We start from the raw sequence: 17,391 nt of genomic DNA, 5'->3' as shown, positions 1-17,391 counted from the left end.
CCCTCATGTCAGTGACCGATGATTTCCGGGCGGCGCGGGACCACCTGCTCGCCCTCCGCTCCGACTACCACCGGGCCCGCCGCGAATTCCAGTGGCCGCGATTCACGGAGTTCAACTTCGCCCTCGACTGGTTTGACCAGATCGCCGCCGACCCCTCGAAAGCCAACAACCCGGCGCTGCTGATCGTGGAGCAGGACGGCTCGGACACCCGCAGGAGTTTCGCCGACCTCGCCTCGCGTTCCAACCAGGTTGCCAACTGGCTGCAGAGCCAGGGCGTGCGCCGCGGCGACCGCATGATCGTCATGCTGGGCAATCAGGTGGAACTCTGGGAACTGATGCTTGCCGGCATCAAGCTCGGCATCGTCCTAATCCCCACCACCACCCTGATGGGGCCCGCAGACCTGGCCGAACGGGTGGAGCGCGGCGAGGCGGGCTGGGCCGCCGTCGGGCATTCCAACATCGGGAAGTTTGCCGACGTACCCGGCGCCTACCGCCTGATTGAAATCGGCGGCGGTCGCGCCGCCGCCGCACCAAGCCGTAGCACTGTAGCCCTCCAGTACGCGGATTCGACAACGGCGCCGGTGACCTTCACGCCCGGCGCCCCCACCAGGGCGGACGAGACCCTCCTGCTGTACTTCACGTCCGGGACCACGTCCAAGGCCAAACTCGTGGAGCACACGCACACGTCCTACCCGGTGGGGCACCTGTCCACGATGTACTGGATTGGGCTGGAACCCGGCGACGTGCACCTGAATGTCGCCTCGCCAGGCTGGGGCAAACACGCGTGGTCCAACTTCTTTGCCCCCTGGATCGCGGAGGCGTGCGTCTTTGTCTACAACTATGAACGGTTCGACGCCCGCGCCCTGATGGAGCAGATGGACCGCGAGGCCGTCACCAGCTTCTGCGCCCCGCCCACGGTTTGGCGGATGCTGATCCAGGCGGACCTGAAGCTGCTGAAGACCCCGCCTACCAAAGTGGTCTCGGCCGGTGAGCCGCTGAACGCCGAGGTGATCGACCAGGTGAAGCGCGCCTGGGGCCAGACCATCCGTGACGGCTTCGGGCAGACCGAAAGCACTGTCCAGGTGGCCAACACGCCGGGCCAGCCCGTCACCATCGGCGCCATGGGGCAGCCGCTTCCCGGCTACGACGTGGTGCTGGTGGATCCGAATACCGGGGAGGAAGCGGACGACGGCGAGCTGTGCCTGCGCCTGGACCACCGGCCCGTGGGGCTAATGAAGTCCTACTACGGGGACGCAAAGAGGACCGCCGAAGCGTTCCGTGGCGGCTACTACCACACGGGTGACATGGCCAGCCGGGACAAGCGGGGAATCATCACCTACGTGGGCCGGGACGATGACGTCTTCAAATCCTCGGACTACCGGCTCTCACCGTTCGAGCTGGAGAGCGTGCTCCTGGAGCACCCGGCGGTGGCCGAGGCGGCCGTAGTACCCTCACCGGACGCGCTCAAACTCTCCCTACCGAAGGCCTATGTGGTCCTGGTGGCCGGGCTTGAGCCGGGGCCGGAGCTGGCCGAGGACATCCTGCGGTACTGCCGTGAACACCTGGCACCGTTCAAGCGCATCCGCAGACTGGAGTTCGCGGCGCTGCCCAAGACCATCTCGGGCAAGATCCGCCGCGTGGAACTGCGGCACCGCGAGGAAGCCAGGCACGGCACCGGCGTCAAGGCGGCTGCAGGAAAGCCTGCCACCGGCTTCGGAATCGAGTATTCCGAGGCTGATTTCCCCGGACTGAAGGACTGACGTTCGGCCGCGCGGACCGTGCACCTGGGCTTTCCCCGCACCGGCAGAGCCAAGGTAAGTTAGGGACTGTGAAGATTGCTACCTGGAATGTGAACTCCCTCCGTGCCCGCGCCGACCGTGTCGAGGCCTGGCTGCAACGCAGCGACTGCGACGTCCTGGCCATCCAGGAAACCAAATGCAAGGACGAGAACTTTCCGTGGGAGCTGTTCGAACGCATGGGCTACGAGGTGGCCCATTTCGGCGTCAGCCAGTGGAACGGCGTAGCCATCGCGTCCCGGGTTGGCCTGGCGGACGTGGAGCGCACATTCCTGGACCAACCCGCGTTCGGCAAGGCAGGCAAGGACCCCGTGCAGGAGGCCCGCGCGATGGCTGCCACGTGCGGCGGCGTCCGCGTCTGGAGCCTCTACGTGCCCAATGGCCGTTCGTTGGACGACGAACACATGCCCTACAAGCTCAAGTGGCTTGAATCCCTGAAAACCCATGCCCAGGGCGTGGTTTCAGCAGACCCGAATGCGCAGGTTGCCCTGATGGGCGACTGGAACATCGCCCCGCTGGATGAGGACGTGTGGGACATCGACCTGTTCCTCTCCCAGGGCTACACCCACGTCAGCCCGCCGGAGCGCGAGGCCTTCCACGCGTTCGCCGACGCCGGGTTTACGGACTTGGCGCGCCAGTACACGCCCGGGCCTGGCGTCTACACGTACTGGGACTACACGCAGCTGCGGTTCCCCAAGAAGGAGGGCATGCGCATCGACTTCGTGCTGGGCTCCCCCGCCCTGGCCGCCCGGGTCACCGGAGCCTCCATCGACCGTGAGGAGCGCAAGGGGAAGGGCGCTTCGGACCACGCGCCCGTTTTGGTGGAGCTGGCTGACTGATGGCCGCCGCCGGGGCCCCGGAAGGGAGACTGTCATGACGGGAAACCTCTACCGGGGCCAGGCCGGCCTGCCATTTTCCTCCACGCTCCGGGTCTACGAGCCACTGACTGCCTTCCCCGAGGGACATCGGGAGGCCATCCGGGCGGCCGGCGCGCGCCCTTCCTCACGGGCCGCCGTCGAAAACGCCGAGCTGCTGGCTTCGCTTGGGCGGATCACCCGCGCGGGCGGGGACCCGTTTCCGACCGGGCGGACTGACCTGGTCCGCGTCACCAGCGCTCCCGGCATCCCGCCCCGCGGCGCCGCGCAGGCTGGAGCGTCCGACGCCGGTGCTGCCGCCGCCGGCGCAGGTGCTGGCCCGGGGCGTGTTTTGCTCTACTGCCCCAGCCAGCTGGTCCTGCGCGCCGGACTCGCCGCCAACGCGCTGATGGAGGGCATCCACGGGCCCCTGGCTGAAATGCTGATTCCTGAGGAGCAGCGGGACAAACACCAGGAACGGATCGACCAGGTCAAGGCCCGCGACGGCAGTGTCCGGGTCCATAGCCGCGCCTCCACATGGGGCATTCCGTTCAGCTGGTTCTCGCTTTTCGCCGAGGGTGACCATAAGGATGTGGTGGAATCCGGGGGCCGTATTCTCACCGTCAGGGTGTGGGCCTCCATCACGGATGCCATGGAGCGGGCACGCTACGCTGTGGCCAACCTGGCCCTGGCCGCACCTGACCTGGACATGCTGGACGATCTCGCCCAACTGACCGAGTGGCTCGAGTTGTTCCACGTCAATTCCATGGTTGAACTCGACTACGGCGCCGTCGCGGACAAGGTCTACCCGGACGAGTCACCGATGGACATCCGGCTGGGCATCGAATGCCTCGCCGAGGGCGACATGACCGGTGCCGCCGCAGCTTACCGGCGGCTGGCTTCCCGCTGGATTCCCATCCGGCAACTCGCCCGCGCCTCCTGACCACAACTTTCCTCAACGCGGCCGGGGTGAGCTTCCTCAGGAAGGGGGCGGCGCCGTCGTGCGCCTGACGATGAGCTTGTGGGGTGCGACGGCGGAGCGTACCGCGCCGGGCGTACCGTTCAGTTCGTCGAGGAGCATTTTAGTGGCCAGCTCGGCCTGTTCGTCGGGCCGCTGCCCCACGGTGGTCAGGCCCATCGCCTCGGCGAAATCGTGATCATCGATTCCCACCACCGAAAGGTCCTCGGGCACCCGGACTCCTGCGCGGGCGGCTTCAAAGATGACGCCCATGGCCATCTCGTCGGAGGCGCAGAAGATGGCGGTGGGTTTGGGGCCGGGCCGGGTCCACAGGCGCCGGAATGCCTCCTGGCCGCTGCGGAGTGTGAAGTCTCCCCACTCATCCCACTCGGGCCGGACGGGGAGCCCCGCGGCGGCCATCACTTCCTTGAAGGCCAGGATCCGCACACGGGGTGCGTCGAAGTTGAGATCCGTTTCGTCGTCACCGTGCAGCAACGCAATGTCCCGGTGGCCGAGGTCGATCAGGTGCCGCACGGCCGTGGACGACGCAGCATAGTCGTCGATCCCTATATACGCGCACTCCTCCACGTGGCCGCCCACCACAATCAGCGGGATGTCGATTTTCTGCAGGTGGTCCAACTCATCGGGCGTGAGGGCCATACAGAGGACCAGCAGGGCGTCGATCTGTTTGTAGACCATGGTCTTGCTGAAAAGACGCTCTCGGTTGCTGCCGTGCCCGCCCAGGTTGAAGAGCGACAGGTTGTACTGCCTGGCGTGAAGTTCGCGGTCCGCACCTTCAATGGCTTTGGAAAAGAACCACCGGCTCACAAAAGGAGCCAGGACGCCCATGGTCCTAGTGCGGCCGGTGGCCAATCCGGACGCCGACGAGGACGCCACGTAGCCCAGGGCCTCCGCCACGTCGAGGATCTTTTCCCGGGTGGCGGGCGAGACCCTTGGCAGCCCGCGCACGGCCCGGGACACTGTGGCCGTGGATACCCCGGCGGCTGCTGCTACGTCCTCGATGCTAACGCCGTTGTGGCCGCCACGTTGCGCCCTCTCCGTAATGCGTGCCACGGTACCCCCCTCGCCAGCGTTGCCAGATCCTTGCTGCCTGCTGTTACGCCTGCAGCAAGACAGTTTATTCTGTCCAGCCCTGAGCCCTCGATCAGCCCTTATTTCTTACGCGTGGCGGTTCTCGAGGGCAGGCGTCGGCGGAGCCGGACCATTCCATAAAGTGCCACCAGCAAAGCCAGCAGGCCCAACGCCCAGCCGAGGGCCGGCTGGGCGGTGACCTCCATCCAGACGGTTAACACCAGCAAGACCACCGCCCAGAAGCCCAGGAATCCGATAATGATGTCGAAATCCTCTCCGGAACGGGCCCGCCGGTGTTCGCTGCGAAAAAGCCCGTGATTCTGCTCGCCGTCCGCAGCCGCACCTTTCATTTGACGGCACCCGCGGTGAGGCCGGCAACGATCTTGCGCTGAAAGACCAGCACCAGAATCACCAACGGAATAGTAACGATCGTTCCCGCGGCCATGATGGCCGTGTAAGGGATCTGGTTCGGTTGGGCGCCAGCGAAGCTTGCGATGGCAACCGTTACCGGCTGGGTGGCATCACTGGACAACTGGCTGGCGATCAGGAATTCATTCCAGGAGGAAATGAACGCCAGGATTGCCGTGGTGAAGATAGCCGGCGCGGCCAAGGGCAGGATCACCTTCCGGAACGCCTGGCCCTGGGTGCAGCCGTCCACTCGTGCGGACTCCTCGAGCTCCCACGGCATTTCGCGGAAGAAGGAGGTCATGGTGTAGACGGTCAGAGGCAGAACGAAGGAAATGTTCGGGATGATCAGCGCCTGGTAGGTGCCCATCCAGCCGATGTTGGTGAAGAGCTGGAACAGCGGGGTGATGAGGGCGACGCCCGGGAACATGGACGCACCCAGGATAAAGCCGAGCACCAGGAACTTGAACCGGAAGTTCAGGCGGGCCAATGCGTAGGCGGCGAATACACCGATCAGCAGGGACACCACCGTGACCACGCCGCCAATGAAGACGCTGTTGAGCAGTGCCTGCCCGAAGTGGTTGCCGAAGGACGTGTCGAAAGCGGTGTTGAAGTTGTCCAGCGTGACATGCGTCGGCAGGATCGAGGTGTCGTAGGTGAAGCCCACGTCGCGGAAGGCCGTGACCACCATCCAATATGCCGGCGCCAGGCACCAGATCAGGACGACGACGGCGCTGATGTATGTGCGGCCCTGTGCCCACTTTTCCTTGTTCTGGGCAGCCTTCCGGCCTCTGTCCTGCTGCGCCCGGAGGTCGGTCGCGGCTGTCGCGGCGCTCATTTCTTCCCCTTACCCGTGGCGCCGCTTTGTTCCACGACGTTCGCCCCCAGGAAGCGCACAAAGATGAACGCAACCAGGAAAATGATGATGAAGGTGATCGTGGACAATGCTGCCGCCGCGTTGAACCCTTGCCTGATCTGGTTAATGACCAGGATGGACAGCGTGGTGGTGTTGTTGGCTCCTCCCGTAAGGATGTACGGAAGGTCGAACATCCGCAAAGCATCCAGTGTGCGGAAGAGGACAGCAACCATGAGCGCCGGTTTTACCAGCGGAAGAGTGATCATCCGGAACCTCTGCCAGGTGGTGGCACCATCAACCTTGGCGGCTTCATAAACATCGGCGGGAATCATTTGCAGGCCGGCAAGGATGAGCAGCGCCATGAAGGGCGTGGTCTTCCAGACGTCTGCGATGACTACAGCCCATTTGGCTGGCCATTCACTGCCTGTCCAAAGGATGGTGGTGTTGAACAGCTTGTTGGCGATGCCTTCGAAAGCAAAGATGAACAGCCACAGCTTGGCAGTAACCGCAGTGGGAATCGCCCAAGGAACCAGGACTGCTGCCCGGACCAGGCTGCGGCCACGGAATGTCCTCGCCATGATGAGAGCCATCCAGAAACCGAGTATCGTCTCAAGCGTTACGGTCACAATCGTGAAGAAGAACGTTGTGGCCGTGGCCGACCAGAACTGGCCACCGAGGGTTCCAGGCGGGCATGCAACTGTTCCGCCACCGGGAGCCGCGCACTGCTGGGCAAGCCAGTTGACGTAGTTTTGGAAACCTGCCGGGCCGCCGGCGGTGAACAGTCCAGTAACCGGATCGAGCCCGGCATCGTTTTGGAAGGACATCACAATTGCGCTGATGATCGGGTAAACAATCACGACGGCCAAGGCGATGATGGTCGGAGCAAGAAGCCAGGTAGCCCACTTTCCCTGGCTCAGGATCTTGTTGTCCTCCCCAACCCCTTTAAGTCCGCGATGGACGGGGGTACCGCCCGACGCCGGTGACTTTACCGGCGTCGGGCCCAATTCGGTTGCCATGACTGACTACTGTCCCGCGCTAGCGGATTCGATGGACTTTTGCATGTCTGACAAAGCAGTTTCCACGGATTTCTCCCCCTTGATGGCAGAGTAGGCATTTTCCTGGATGGCCTTGGTGACCGCCGGGTAGAAAGGCGTCACCGGACGCGGCACGGCATTCTCGATGGAAGTCTTCAATACTGGAAGGTACGGAAGCTTGGCGACGAGGGCCTGGTCGTCGTACAGCGAACCCAGAACGGGGGCCAGCGAGCCCTGGGTGGCGTAGAACTTTTCAGTTTCTTCGGAGGTCATGAACTTCAGGAAGTCGAGGGCGGTGGCCTTGTTCTTCGAGTAGACGCTGACAGCCATGTTGTGGCCGCCGAGCGACGAGGCACCCGGACCGTTCTTGCCCGGGAGAGCAGCCATGCCCAGGACGTCCTTCACCTTGGAGGATCCTTCGGTGACGGCCAGGTTGTAGACGTAGGGCCAGTTGCGCAGGAACAGGAGCTTGCCGTCCTGGAATGCCTGCCGGCTCTCCTCTTCCTTGTAGGTGATGGCTTCCTTCGGTATGTTGCCGTCGGCATATGCCTTAGCAAGGTTTTCCAACCCCGTCTTGGCTTCACTGGTGTTCAGGCTGGGTTTGCCGTCCTTGTCCAGCACGGAGCCACCCGAGGAGTTGATGGCTTCCGAAGCGTTGACTGTCAGACCCTCGTACTTGCTGAACTGGCCCGCAAAGCAGCCAATGTTGTTTGCCTTGGCGATGGAGCACATGCCCATCATTTCGTCCCAGGTTTTCGGTGGGGTGGGAACCAGATCCTTGCGGTAGTAGAGAATGGCTCCGTCGGAGGTCTGTGGGGCCGCATACAGCGTTCCCTTATAGGTCGCGCTCTCGACTGTCGGTTTGAGCATGGCACTGGTGTCGATCGCCATCTTGTCCTTGAGGGGCTGCAGCCACCCCTTGGCAGCGAACTCGGCTGTCCAGACCACGTCGACATCGACGACGTCATAGCCAGCGTCTTTCGCCTGGAAGTGCTGCACGATGTCGTCATGCTGCTGGTCGGCCTGGTCGGTCTGCTCTTTGAAGGTGACCTTCTCGTTCGGGTGCGCGGCGTTCCACTTTTCGACCAAGGGGCGGACCACGTTGCTGTTGTCCTTGCCTTGTACGTAGGTGATGGGGCCGCGGCCGTCGAGGCCCTGCTCGGCGTCGCCGCCGCCGCCTCCACCGCCGGTGCTACCGCCCCCGCCACAGGCGGAGAGGGTTAATGCCAGGATGCCGGCCGCTGCGGCGGGCAGAAGGAACTTAGGGGATTTCATGTAGGAGACTCCTCGCTGAGTTTCGAGCAAATCGGTGGTGCAATTGAAGTGGTGTGCATCACACTAGTAAGGTTACTGTGAGAAATGCAAGCGTTTACACACAATGTTTACGGAAAGGATATCTTGGCAAATAGTTCCGCCTCCCATGCAGGCTCGTCCCCTATGACTTGGTGGACGAGTGCCGTCATCTACCAGATTTACCCCCGCTCTTTCGCCGACGCGAACGGCGATGGAATGGGTGACCTCAGGGGGGTGACGACTCGACTGCCGTATCTCCAACGGCTCGGTGTAGATGCCATCTGGCTGTCACCGTTCTACAAGTCTCCCCAAGCGGATGCCGGCTACGACGTCGCGGACTACCGTCAGGTGGACCCGCTCTTCGGGACGCTGGCCGACTTCGACGCAATGCTCCGGGCAGCAGCCAACTTGGACTTGAAAGTCATCGTTGACCTGGTGCCCAATCACACGTCCGACGAACACGAGTGGTTCCGCGAAGCACTCGCCGCACCTCCCGGATCCGACGAGCGGGACCGGTACATGTTTCGGAAGGGTCGCGATGAAGTCCTGGGCGCCGGCGACGGAAACCTGGCCCCGAACAACTGGAGATCAATCTTTGGCGGACCCGCATGGACCAGGATTACCGAAGCCAACGGCGGCCCGGGCGAATGGTACCTGCACCTTTTTGATACCAGGCAACCGGATCTGAATTGGGACAACACCGAGGTCAAGGAAGAGATGCGTTCTGTGCTGCGTTTCTGGCTGGATCGTGGTGTGGCCGGCTTCCGTGTGGATGTTGCCCATGGACTGGTTAAGGACGCTGGATTACCGGACTGGGACGGCATAGCCGCCATGGTGGAAGGCGCCGGGGAGGCCTCAGACAAGCGACATATGCCGCCGGGCGACGCCCCGGGCGGGCATACAGAAGCTCAGGAACCCCACCGCGCCGTGTCGCCGCAGTACCCTCCCTCACCGTTCTTCGACCAGGACGGGGTGCATGACATATACCGCGACTGGAACCGTGTACTGGCCGCCTATGACGGCGATCGGATGATGGTTGCCGAGGCATGGGTGGAACCGGCGGAACGGTTGGCCCGGTATGTCCGCAAGGACGAAATGCAGCAGGCCTTCAACTTCGATTTCCTCCTCGCCGGGTGGGACGCGGAACGCATGGCCGAAGCAATCGAAGATTCCCTCCGTGCCGACGCCTCTGTCGGAGCGCCCTCCACCTGGGTGCTGAGTAACCACGACACCGTCCGCCACAGCACCCGGTTCGGTCTGAAGGATCCCACCACCTTCCCGAAGGGCATTGCCGCCGCGGATGAGCAGCCGGACGCGGTCTTAGGACTGGCACGCGCCCGCGCGGCTACGCTGGTTTCCCTTGCGTTGCCGGGTTCCGCCTACATCTACCAAGGCGAGGAGCTGGGCCTCCCTGAGCACACCTCGCTGCCCGACGAAGCCCGGCAGGATCCCACTTTCTTCCGTACCAACGGCGTGGAAGTCGGCCGCGACGGCTGCCGGGTTCCTCTTCCCTGGAACTCAGAGGAAATCGGTTATGGGTTCGCGGGGGCTTTCACTCGTGAAGGCGGGCGTGACGCCGTCGGTCCGGCCGCGCCGTGGCTGCCCCAGCCAGAGTCCTTCAGGGACCTTGCTGCGGACCGGCAGGACGGCGTCGCCGGTTCCACCCTGGAGCTGTACCGCTCGGCTCTCGCCTTCCGCTCCGCCAACGGCCTAGGGTCCGGAACGTTCCAATGGGCCGACCTTCATCAACCGGCCAACGGTGTACTGGCTTTCAACAACGGCAGCGTCTTGGTCCTCAGCAATATGGGTTCTTCGGCGGTGTCGGTCCCCGCCGAATTTACGGTGGCTCTCACGAGCGGGCCAGGGCCCAGCGAGGCTGTGGTCGAGATACCGCCGAACAGTGCGGCCTACCTGACTCCCAACCTCCGCGGCAGTGTCGTCAGCCGGCGTGTTCAACTTCGCCGAAACCAAAGGACGCCCGATCTCTAGGGGTCGCGGCGTCCTTTGGGCGAGACGGAAGTGCGGGCCTGCACGCTAGCGCACGCGTTCGGCGCGGCTGAACCGTGTCCGGGCCCCGGCGCCGATGTGGATCAGGACAGGCGTCCGTTTCCCCACCACCGCGTCGAGGCCCGTCACCAGGGCCGCGACTTCTGCCGCCAGAAGGTGCGGCGCCACGCCTTGGCGAGGCTGGAGCCTGATTTTTAGGGCGGGGCTGCCCTGAACGTCATAAGTTGCCACCGTGGCCCCGGCCAGATCCGGCCGTTCGGCCAACGCATGCTTCAAGGCCTGCTCGGCGACGCCGCCGCTGATCCGCACGTCTCCGGGCACGGTACCCGGATCGAATTCGGCCACCAAGAGGTTGCTCCGGCCTTTGCCCTGCTGGGCGATCCAGGCGACCATGAGCCCGATGAGCACCACCAGTGCAAGCGCCGCCACAATCCACAACCAGCTTTCGGGGCGGCCGGGAAAGCGGGTGCCGTTAAAGGCCTGGTTCATACCAGCCCAGGCGGCCCCCGACCACCCGTGCCACCAGGTTGCGACAGCGGGAACCGTGGCCAAGAGAACCAGAACGATGCCCCCAGCGAGCAGCTTGAATCCAAGGAGCCCGATCAGGATCCGGTTTAGGAGCGACGGTGTGCTGGTCACGCGCCAATCACCCCGGCAGTGGATATGTTCACGCGGACTTCCGGCAACGGGTCCAGCGACATCTCATGGAGCTCGTCCTGGACGGCGGCCAGCACCGCGTTTTCGGTCAAAGGAACACCCGAGGTAGGACGGACATTAACGATGACTTGGCGCTGGGACACCACCACCATGACCTGTTCCGGAGTGACGTTGGCGGCAAGCCGGGCACTGCGAGCCAGGGCCGACGCGATGACCTCGTCATCCACCACCACAACCGTCGAAGAACCGCCACCGTTGAGCACGTGCCGTGCGCGCCGGCCGGGCAGCACGGCGTTAAGCACGAAGACCAGGCCAACCATCGCAATCACAGCACCACCGGCACCCAGCAACAGGGGCGGCAGGCCAGCCGGAAGGGCAACGATTCGCTCCGCCGCCAGCTGGGGTTCGATCAGCCAAGCCGGTTGCCCGATGGCGTGCACGGCCGATTCGAGAAGCCCATAACCAGCAAGTAACATCACCAGGACGGCCGCCACAACCGCCACAGCGGCACGCGATGAATGCGTCTCCCGGTACACCACCCGGCGCATGTCCGGCTGACGCCCGGTGGGCGCCGGGCCTGTTTCCGTCGGGCCTGCGTGGTCCTCATCAACTAACTTGTGGTTCATTGGACTCTGCCTCCCTCGCTTGGCTTGACTCCGCTGATCCGGATGTCCACTCTGCTCAGGCGCGCGCCGCTCAGGGCTGTGACGGTGGACAGGATCCTGCGTTTGGCCTCCACTGTCCTGTCCCAGATGGATCCGCCGAAGGCAGCGACCCTGCCGGGGTCCCTGAGCACGACTGCCAGTGGCGGAATCCTGATCGGTGAGACGAGGGCCAAAGCGAGCAGGCCGTCGTCGTCCGACCAGTCCGCGCGGACATCATGGGCCTCCACTCCGAGGGCGTCGGCGGCCGCTGCCTTGGCAAGGCTGGTCAGGGCCTTGGTGCTGATGCGGTTGTGACCGTTCTGCACTTGTGCCGGAAGGAGGGGTGCGGCTGCGGTCACGATGAGGAGCGCCGGCCGATGATGGCGTCCAGGACGCCGCGCAAGTCCAGTTTCCCTTCTGCAGCGCGGCCCAGCAGGGCACCGATGGCCATAAAGAGGAGCGAAATCAGGAAGCCCCACAGCCCGAATTGGAAGGACATGAAGGCCACGAACGCACCCACGGCAATGCCCACAACAGTCAGGTTCACAGCAGCGCCTCTCTCTCGGTGCCCGCGGGAGGAGCCGATTTCGGGGGCGGCGCCACGAAGACATCGGTTATTTCGACATTCACTTCGATGACCTGCAGGCCCACGAGTTCCTCGACGGCGCGGTAAACGGATGACCTGACCTGGTCAGCGAGGGAATGTAGTGGTGTGCCATAGGAGGCCACGAGGCTGATGTCCACGGCCACCTGGGTTTCGCCCACCTCGGCACGGACACCGGCAGCATGGTCCGAGCTGCCCACCGCATCCCGGATGGCCCCCAGCGCGCGGGACGGAACGGAGCCCAGGGAATAGACGCCGGGCACCGCGCGGGCAGCAATCCCGGCGACCTTTGCCACGGCAGTTTCAGCGATTACGGTGCGGCCGTGCCCGGGCACGCGCATGTGGCTGGCAGCAAGCTGGCTCGTACCAAGCTGGCGCTCGACCCCCGCCTCGGGTTGTGGGTTCTGGTATTCCATCAGACACTTCCCCTTCTGTTGTTCCCAACCCTATCCCCTGGCCGTGGGAACGTGCTGGAATCCCCGCGCATGTCAGGCCGGGGGCACCAGACAGCCGAGCCCGCCCAGCGATTCCCATGCTGACAAGGCGACTTGATTGCACCACCAGAGGTTCACCGGAGGCGCTATCCGAGGTTATGTCATTGTCTCAACGAATCAACTGCAGTCTTGAAAGAGTGGCCATCCCTCGCTGCCCGTTTTTCCAGACAAGCCGGCTCCGCCTTCGGCGGCGAGTTGACGCCCATAAGTCCGGAAAACACCTGAAAGGCACCCGGCAACAAGGCTGCAGTGGCTGCCCGTGGATTTTCACCGGCCCTTCCCCCACAGCCCCCTCTACTACCCATCCGTAGCGTAGCGACGCGTTTGGGAGCAGTAGCATATTCCATACACCGCTCAGCTCGATGGACATCAACCGTCCGAGCGGCTCATTCACCGGCAGCTCCCGGGGCAGTCTGCCGGCATCTTGGCGAAGCGGGTGGATCAGCGGTCGCCGACGGTAAAGCGCTGGTTGCGGTGCGCGGGCTGCTCGATCTCGTCCAGGATGGCTACGGCCATGGTGCCCGAGGTGGTGTGCGAGCTGCCATCTTCGGAGACGAGGAGTTCATCCTTGCCCAGGACTACCTAGCGGGCCTCGCCGGGCGCGAAAACTGCTGACGGGGAGAGCCCGACCCGGTCGACGTCGTCCACGGCACGCAGGTATTCGAGTTCCTTGAGCTGGTTCTCCGGGATAGAGATCCAGGCCTCCGCGCCGGGCATATTGCGGATGTCCTCTACGAAGAGATGGTGATCGTCGCTGATGGTCAGGCTGCCGGCTCCGAGGATGAAGACCAGCCGGGGGAGGACCTGCCGCGGAAGCCTTCCACCAGGTGGCGGGCAAGGTCGACGTGCTGGGGCGCGTGGTCGGGTGCCGTACCGAAGGCATTGACGACAGCATCGAATCCTGTCAGGTCCTCGACGCTCAAGTCGAAGGCGTCCCGGAGCAGGACGGGGATGTCCGGGCCGAGCACTTCGGTGGCCCTGGCATGGTCGCGGACAATCGCGATGGCTTCGTGGCCGCGCGAGAAGGCCTCTGTGACGACGGCGTGCCCTGCCTTGCCGGCTGCTCCGATAACTTCGATTCATGTTGTGCCTTTCGGTGGGGAATGCCACCAGGGGTCAGCGCCAGCCGAGCTGCGGCGCCACGTGTTTGAGGATCGATTCGATGACGTGGGCGTTGTAGTCGACACCGAGCTGGTTCGGGACCGTGAGCAGCAGGGTGTCTGCCGCGGCGATCGCCTCGTCGTCGGCCAGCGTCGCGGCCAGCTCCTCCGGGGCGCCCGCGTAGGACCGACCAAAGACCACGCGCGTTTTCTCGTCGATATTGCCCACCTGGTCGGAGCTGTGGCGGTCGCGGCCGAAGTATTGCCAGTCGCGCTCGTCCGTCAGTGGGAAGATGCTGCGGCTGACCGAGACGCGCGGCTCACGTTCGTGCCCGGCCTCCTTCCAGGCTTGCCGGTACAGGTCGATTTGCTCCGCCTGCTGGACGTGGAAGGGCTTGCCGCTCTCGTCGTCCTTCAGCGTGGAGCTCTGCAGGTTCATGCCGAGCTTCGCCGCCCAGATGGCCGTAGCGTTCGAGCCGGAACCCCACCAGATGCGCTCGCGCAGGCCCTCCGAGGGCGGCTCAACGCGTAGCAGGCCCGGAGGGTTCGGGAACATCGGGCGCGGGCTGGGCGCCGCGAAGCCCTCGCCGGTGAGCACTTCGAGCAGACGCTCGGTATGTCTGCGGCCCATGTCGGCGTCCGACTCGCCCTCGGCGGGGGCGAAGCCGAAGTGGCGCCACCCGTCGATGACCTGCTCGGGCGAACCCCTGCTGATGCCCAGCTGCAGTCGGCCGCCCGAGATCAGGTCGGCCGCGCCGGCGTCCTCCGCCATGTAGAGCGGATTTTCGTAGCGCATGTCGATCACGCCGGTACCGATCTCTATGCGGCTGGTCCGTGCCCCGATCGCAGCGAGCAGCGGGAACGGGGCGGCATACTGTTGCGCGAAGTGGTGGACGCGGAAGTAGGCGCCGTCCGCCCCCAGCTCCTCGGCCGCGACCGCTAGGTCTATCGCCTGCAACAGCGCGTCCGACGCGTTACGCGTGCCGGACTCTGGGTGGTCGGTCCAATGGCCGAAGGACAGGAATCCGATGCGCTTCACTCCAGAAGCCAACATGGTGGCGGCGGTTCCTATTCCCCGCGGGGCCTCGGCCTCACGCCCCTCCCGCAGCACGGCGGGCATCTGCAGTTCCCAAGTCAGCGTCGCGCCCAGGTCGGAGGAATCCAGACTCGTCCTGTGGAACTGTGAACTAGCGCCAACAAGTTAACAGGCAGGGTGTAACTGGTAGCACAATATGGCGGTTATTTCACCGTTCAAGATGGCGGCTTTCGACCCTTCTCACTGACGCGGCCAAGTGCTTCCTGCGTGGGTGAGACTTTGGGCTTCTTCCCGCAAAGCCGGCCCTCTCTTATCGGCTTTCATGCCCCCGGCCCGTTATATGACGTTGACTGTGTTGAGGTAGCGCGAAGCCATTTCGTGGTCGCCGTCGATCTGGAGTGGGGAGTCGTGCCATGACGATCGGCGGGTACCCCAGTCGGGGAACGTGATGGCGGGGGCGGTGATGTGTGCGGCGGTCGGGCGCTGGGCGGAGCTGGCCAGGCCGGTCTCGTCGACCCGCCAGCTGCCACCGCCTGGGCCGGTCAGGGTAAGGGTGAGGCCGGCTTCGATGCCGGTGGAGGGTGCGGCCTTGGTTTGGTTACTGAGCACGGCAGTCATCCAGGTCAGGACTGCGCGCATCCTGTCGGCGTCGGTTTCGGGTGCGCTCACGCCGAGAGCGGGGGCGATGTCATGGCGGAGGTGGGTGTGGAGGTCGAATGCGAGGGCTCCTCCAATGAGGAGCCCTAGTGGATAGGTGCCGAGTTCATTGAGCCGGGTGGGGAGTGAGCGAAGCGGTGTGTGCCTGACGAAGGCGAGCATGTTCGCCACTGATCGGGTGGATTTTTCGAATTCGTCCATGACCTGTTCCCGGTCCCACCCCCGGCGGACCCTTACGGGGCCTTCGTTGGCTTTTTCCAAGCTTGGTTGGCGGGCGGCTCGTATTCCTGCGGGGATATAGAAGTTGTGGGCGGTAGATCCGATGTGTCCTACGATGTCCGCCACGGTCCAGCCGGTAGCGCGGCTGGGACTGTTCCACTGCTGGGTGGTGAGGTCATTCGCGAAGTCGAGCATGAGCGCACTTTCTGCCCGCAGTGCGGTGAGAAGGTTCTTCAGATCGGGGCTGGGAAGTTGAGGGGGCATGCGTTGTCACCTTTCGTCAGGGTGGGATGCGTAGAGGACCCCGGCCTGCGTTCGCGCGAGCGGCCGTCGCGTCCAGTGTCGCGCCGCGTGGGAAGCCAGCCGGAGCCGGCGCGGGATGGGAGGTTAGTTCGAAGAGCGGACGGCGGCGATGGCCGCGTCGTAGAGATCGAACAGTGCCATGCTGCCCTTACGCCGCAACCATTCCTCGTTTGCCATTTGGAGGCAGGTGATGGCGACTGAAGCGATGACCCGCGCGTTGTACTCACGCGATGCGGACTCTGCCAGGCGTGGTTCTATCAGCGGTGCCAGAAGGTCAGTCCAACGGGCCTGTTTCTCGGCATGACCGGCACGCAGGGAATCATTGTCGAAGAGCATGGTGACAATTTCCAACTGGTGTTCTGGCGTTGCCGCCATTTCGTCAAGAACGAGGAAAGCCTGACGGAGGGATGCCCAGGCGTCTTCCGTTGCGGGTCGCGCGGCCAAGCGAGCCGCGATGGCCTCTCCTTGCTCGTTGAGTCCGCTCAACGCAAGGTCTTCCTTCGTGCGGAAGTAGTTGAACAGGGTCCTTCGGGATACGCCTGCAGCTACAGCAACCTCGTCCACGGTGGTTTCGTCGAAACCTTTTTCCGAGAAGAGTTGCATCGCGGTTTGGGCCAGGAGTGAACGCATGACGGCGCGGGTTTGCGTACGGATGGACGACGGAGCGGAATTCATGCACTCATGGTACATCTGTGCAGTTAGACAAGTAAATTGCATTCAGTGCATATTTCTACATATAGTGCTTGCCTGACCAAAATTGACTGCGGCACCCAGACCATCATCGTGACGGGAGCCAGCTCCGGACTTGGGGCCGAATTCGCCCTCCAGCTTGCACGGCGCCGGGGGCAACCCTCGTCCTGGTAGCGCGGCGGGAGGACAGGCTTCAGCTGCTGGCCAGCGAACTGACCCGCGACCACGGCATCAGCGTGACCATCATCACCCGGGACCTTGGCGCCCCCGACGCAGGCAGGTCCCGGCGCGCCGAGCTTGAAAGCAGGGGAATTTTCGCCACCGGTCTGGTCAACAATGTCGGTTTCGGTACCCATAAATCCCTTCGGTCAGGAAGATCCGACCGCCTGCAGGAGCTTGTGGCACTGAACATCGGGGCGCTCGTGGACCTTAGCCACGCCTACTTTGATTCATTCAGAGCCAAGGAGCCGGCGGTCCTGATCAACGTTGCCAGCCTGCTTGGCTTCCTGCGGTCGCCGTGCTTGAGTGTTTACGGTGCCTCGAAGGCCTTCGTCCTGAGCTTCACCGAATCATTGTGGGAGGAGGCGCGGGTACCGGCCTGCGCGTCCTCGCCATCTCACCCGGTGCGATGGGAACCGAGTTCTTTGCTGCAGCGGGCAGTCAAGCGGCGGGCCAACTGACGCCGCCGGCAG

20 protein-coding genes are annotated in these 17,391 nt (G+C 64.0%); 5 read left to right on the top strand and 15 right to left on the bottom strand.

The window, feature by feature from the left end; all coding sequences use genetic code 11:
- Window positions 1-5: 5 nt before the first annotated feature.
- The 3 genes from ABIB45_RS15715 (at window position 6) to ABIB45_RS15705 (ending at window position 3,593) form a co-directional block, all read left to right on the top strand.
- Window positions 6-1,760 (top strand): AMP-binding protein, encoded by a 1,755-nt coding sequence (locus tag ABIB45_RS15715; RefSeq protein WP_354216765.1) that lies wholly within the window; start codon window positions 6-8, stop codon window positions 1,758-1,760.
- 68 nt (window positions 1,761-1,828) lie between these two features.
- Window positions 1,829-2,635 (top strand): exodeoxyribonuclease III, encoded by an 807-nt coding sequence (locus tag ABIB45_RS15710; RefSeq protein WP_354216764.1) that lies wholly within the window; start codon window positions 1,829-1,831, stop codon window positions 2,633-2,635.
- A 34-nt stretch (window positions 2,636-2,669) separates the two neighbouring features.
- Window positions 2,670-3,593 carry a DUF8083 family protein gene (locus tag ABIB45_RS15705; RefSeq protein WP_354216763.1) on the top strand — a complete coding sequence of 308 codons (924 nt, stop codon included), beginning with the start codon at window positions 2,670-2,672 and terminating at the stop codon, window positions 3,591-3,593.
- Between the two features lie 36 nt (window positions 3,594-3,629).
- Here the strand turns inward: ABIB45_RS15705 and ABIB45_RS15700 are convergent, their stop codons facing one another.
- From ABIB45_RS15700 to ABIB45_RS15680, 5 genes are all read right to left on the bottom strand, one after another.
- On the bottom strand, window positions 3,630-4,682 hold the full coding sequence (locus ABIB45_RS15700) for a LacI family DNA-binding transcriptional regulator (RefSeq protein WP_354216762.1): 1,053 nt from the start codon (window positions 4,680-4,682) through the stop codon (window positions 3,630-3,632).
- 98 nt (window positions 4,683-4,780) lie between these two features.
- A complete protein-coding gene (locus tag ABIB45_RS15695; protein WP_354216761.1) occupies window positions 4,781-5,050 on the bottom strand; it encodes a hypothetical protein in 270 nt (89 codons plus the stop codon).
- Window positions 5,047-5,943 carry a carbohydrate ABC transporter permease gene (locus tag ABIB45_RS15690; RefSeq protein ID WP_354216760.1) on the bottom strand — a complete coding sequence of 299 codons (897 nt, stop codon included), beginning with the start codon at window positions 5,941-5,943 and terminating at the stop codon, window positions 5,047-5,049. Before ABIB45_RS15690 ends, ABIB45_RS15695 begins: the two co-directional genes overlap by 4 nt.
- Complete coding sequence (locus tag ABIB45_RS15685) at window positions 5,940-6,977, bottom strand: carbohydrate ABC transporter permease (protein WP_354216759.1); 1,038 nt, start codon at window positions 6,975-6,977, stop codon at window positions 5,940-5,942. Before ABIB45_RS15685 ends, ABIB45_RS15690 begins: the two co-directional genes overlap by 4 nt.
- A gap of 6 nt (window positions 6,978-6,983) precedes the next feature.
- Window positions 6,984-8,270, bottom strand: a complete 1,287-nt coding sequence (locus tag ABIB45_RS15680; RefSeq protein WP_354216758.1) for an ABC transporter substrate-binding protein — start codon at window positions 8,268-8,270, stop codon at window positions 6,984-6,986.
- 162 nt (window positions 8,271-8,432) lie between these two features.
- Here ABIB45_RS15680 and ABIB45_RS15675 point away from each other — a divergent pair, with 162 nt between their 5' ends.
- Entirely contained in the window at window positions 8,433-10,277 is a 1,845-nt protein-coding gene (locus tag ABIB45_RS15675) for a glycoside hydrolase family 13 protein (protein ID WP_354216757.1), read from the top strand.
- A 45-nt stretch (window positions 10,278-10,322) separates the two neighbouring features.
- On the opposite strand, the gene ABIB45_RS15670 is transcribed toward ABIB45_RS15675, so the two are convergent.
- From ABIB45_RS15670 to ABIB45_RS15625, 10 genes are all read right to left on the bottom strand, one after another.
- Window positions 10,323-10,934, bottom strand: coding sequence for a hypothetical protein (locus ABIB45_RS15670; protein ID WP_354216756.1), 612 nt, complete (start codon window positions 10,932-10,934; stop codon window positions 10,323-10,325).
- A complete protein-coding gene (locus tag ABIB45_RS15665) occupies window positions 10,931-11,578 on the bottom strand; it encodes a hypothetical protein (RefSeq protein ID WP_502914538.1) in 648 nt (215 codons plus the stop codon). The genes ABIB45_RS15670 and ABIB45_RS15665 overlap by 4 nt, the downstream gene beginning before the upstream one ends.
- Entirely contained in the window at window positions 11,575-11,955 is a 381-nt protein-coding gene (locus ABIB45_RS15660; RefSeq protein WP_354216755.1) for a hypothetical protein, read from the bottom strand. The genes ABIB45_RS15665 and ABIB45_RS15660 overlap by 4 nt, the downstream gene beginning before the upstream one ends.
- Window positions 11,952-12,143, bottom strand: coding sequence for a hypothetical protein (locus tag ABIB45_RS15655; protein ID WP_190989538.1), 192 nt, complete (start codon window positions 12,141-12,143; stop codon window positions 11,952-11,954). Before ABIB45_RS15655 ends, ABIB45_RS15660 begins: the two co-directional genes overlap by 4 nt.
- Window positions 12,140-12,616 (bottom strand): Asp23/Gls24 family envelope stress response protein, encoded by a 477-nt coding sequence (locus ABIB45_RS15650; protein WP_354216754.1) that lies wholly within the window; start codon window positions 12,614-12,616, stop codon window positions 12,140-12,142. The genes ABIB45_RS15655 and ABIB45_RS15650 overlap by 4 nt, the downstream gene beginning before the upstream one ends.
- Before the next feature lie 660 nt (window positions 12,617-13,276).
- Window positions 13,277-13,411, bottom strand: coding sequence for a hypothetical protein (locus ABIB45_RS15645; protein ID WP_354216753.1), 135 nt, complete (start codon window positions 13,409-13,411; stop codon window positions 13,277-13,279).
- A 44-nt stretch (window positions 13,412-13,455) separates the two neighbouring features.
- Window positions 13,456-13,764, bottom strand: coding sequence for an NAD(P)H-binding protein (locus tag ABIB45_RS15640; protein WP_354216807.1), 309 nt, complete (start codon window positions 13,762-13,764; stop codon window positions 13,456-13,458).
- A 46-nt stretch (window positions 13,765-13,810) separates the two neighbouring features.
- Complete coding sequence (locus ABIB45_RS15635; protein WP_502914539.1) at window positions 13,811-14,848, bottom strand: LLM class flavin-dependent oxidoreductase; 1,038 nt, start codon at window positions 14,846-14,848, stop codon at window positions 13,811-13,813.
- 318 nt (window positions 14,849-15,166) lie between these two features.
- Window positions 15,167-15,970 (bottom strand): maleylpyruvate isomerase N-terminal domain-containing protein, encoded by an 804-nt coding sequence (locus tag ABIB45_RS15630; protein ID WP_354216752.1) that lies wholly within the window; start codon window positions 15,968-15,970, stop codon window positions 15,167-15,169.
- A 123-nt stretch (window positions 15,971-16,093) separates the two neighbouring features.
- Window positions 16,094-16,684 (bottom strand): TetR family transcriptional regulator, encoded by a 591-nt coding sequence (locus ABIB45_RS15625; RefSeq protein ID WP_354216751.1) that lies wholly within the window; start codon window positions 16,682-16,684, stop codon window positions 16,094-16,096.
- 86 nt (window positions 16,685-16,770) lie between these two features.
- Between ABIB45_RS15625 and ABIB45_RS15620 the strand changes: the two genes are divergently transcribed.
- Window positions 16,771-17,379, top strand: coding sequence for an SDR family NAD(P)-dependent oxidoreductase (locus tag ABIB45_RS15620; RefSeq protein ID WP_354216805.1), 609 nt, complete (start codon window positions 16,771-16,773; stop codon window positions 17,377-17,379).
- Window positions 17,380-17,391: the final 12 nt, after the last annotated feature.

This window comes from Arthrobacter sp. UYCo732, from assembly GCF_040547265.1.
Classification (GTDB): Bacteria; Actinomycetota; Actinomycetes; order Actinomycetales; family Micrococcaceae; genus Arthrobacter.
Note: the sequence above shows the minus strand (reverse complement) of the source record. Positions and strands in the feature narration are given on the sequence as shown.

What these genes read in the sequence shown, in the direction of transcription:
- ABIB45_RS15690 (WP_354216760.1), bottom strand. Translation starts at nt 5,943, where the DNA reads ATGAGCGCCGCGACAGCCGCGACCGACCTCCGGGCGCAGCAGGACAGA.
- ABIB45_RS15635 (WP_502914539.1), bottom strand. Translation starts at nt 14,848, where the DNA reads ATGTTGGCTTCTGGAGTGAAGCGCATCGGATTCCTGTCCTTCGGCCAT.
- ABIB45_RS15695 (WP_354216761.1), bottom strand. Translation starts at nt 5,050, where the DNA reads ATGAAAGGTGCGGCTGCGGACGGCGAGCAGAATCACGGGCTTTTTCGC.
- ABIB45_RS15625 (WP_354216751.1), bottom strand. Translation starts at nt 16,684, where the DNA reads ATGAATTCCGCTCCGTCGTCCATCCGTACGCAAACCCGCGCCGTCATG.
- ABIB45_RS15715 (WP_354216765.1), top strand. Translation starts at nt 6, where the DNA reads ATGTCAGTGACCGATGATTTCCGGGCGGCGCGGGACCACCTGCTCGCC.
- ABIB45_RS15680 (WP_354216758.1), bottom strand. Translation starts at nt 8,270, where the DNA reads ATGAAATCCCCTAAGTTCCTTCTGCCCGCCGCAGCGGCCGGCATCCTG.
- ABIB45_RS15685 (WP_354216759.1), bottom strand. Translation starts at nt 6,977, where the DNA reads ATGGCAACCGAATTGGGCCCGACGCCGGTAAAGTCACCGGCGTCGGGC.
- ABIB45_RS15675 (WP_354216757.1), top strand. Translation starts at nt 8,433, where the DNA reads ATGACTTGGTGGACGAGTGCCGTCATCTACCAGATTTACCCCCGCTCT.
- ABIB45_RS15650 (WP_354216754.1), bottom strand. Translation starts at nt 12,616, where the DNA reads ATGGAATACCAGAACCCACAACCCGAGGCGGGGGTCGAGCGCCAGCTT.
- ABIB45_RS15705 (WP_354216763.1), top strand. Translation starts at nt 2,670, where the DNA reads ATGACGGGAAACCTCTACCGGGGCCAGGCCGGCCTGCCATTTTCCTCC.
- ABIB45_RS15630 (WP_354216752.1), bottom strand. Translation starts at nt 15,970, where the DNA reads ATGCCCCCTCAACTTCCCAGCCCCGATCTGAAGAACCTTCTCACCGCA.
- ABIB45_RS15665 (WP_502914538.1), bottom strand. Translation starts at nt 11,578, where the DNA reads ATGAACCACAAGTTAGTTGATGAGGACCACGCAGGCCCGACGGAAACA.
- ABIB45_RS15645 (WP_354216753.1), bottom strand. Translation starts at nt 13,411, where the DNA reads ATGCCCGGCGCGGAGGCCTGGATCTCTATCCCGGAGAACCAGCTCAAG.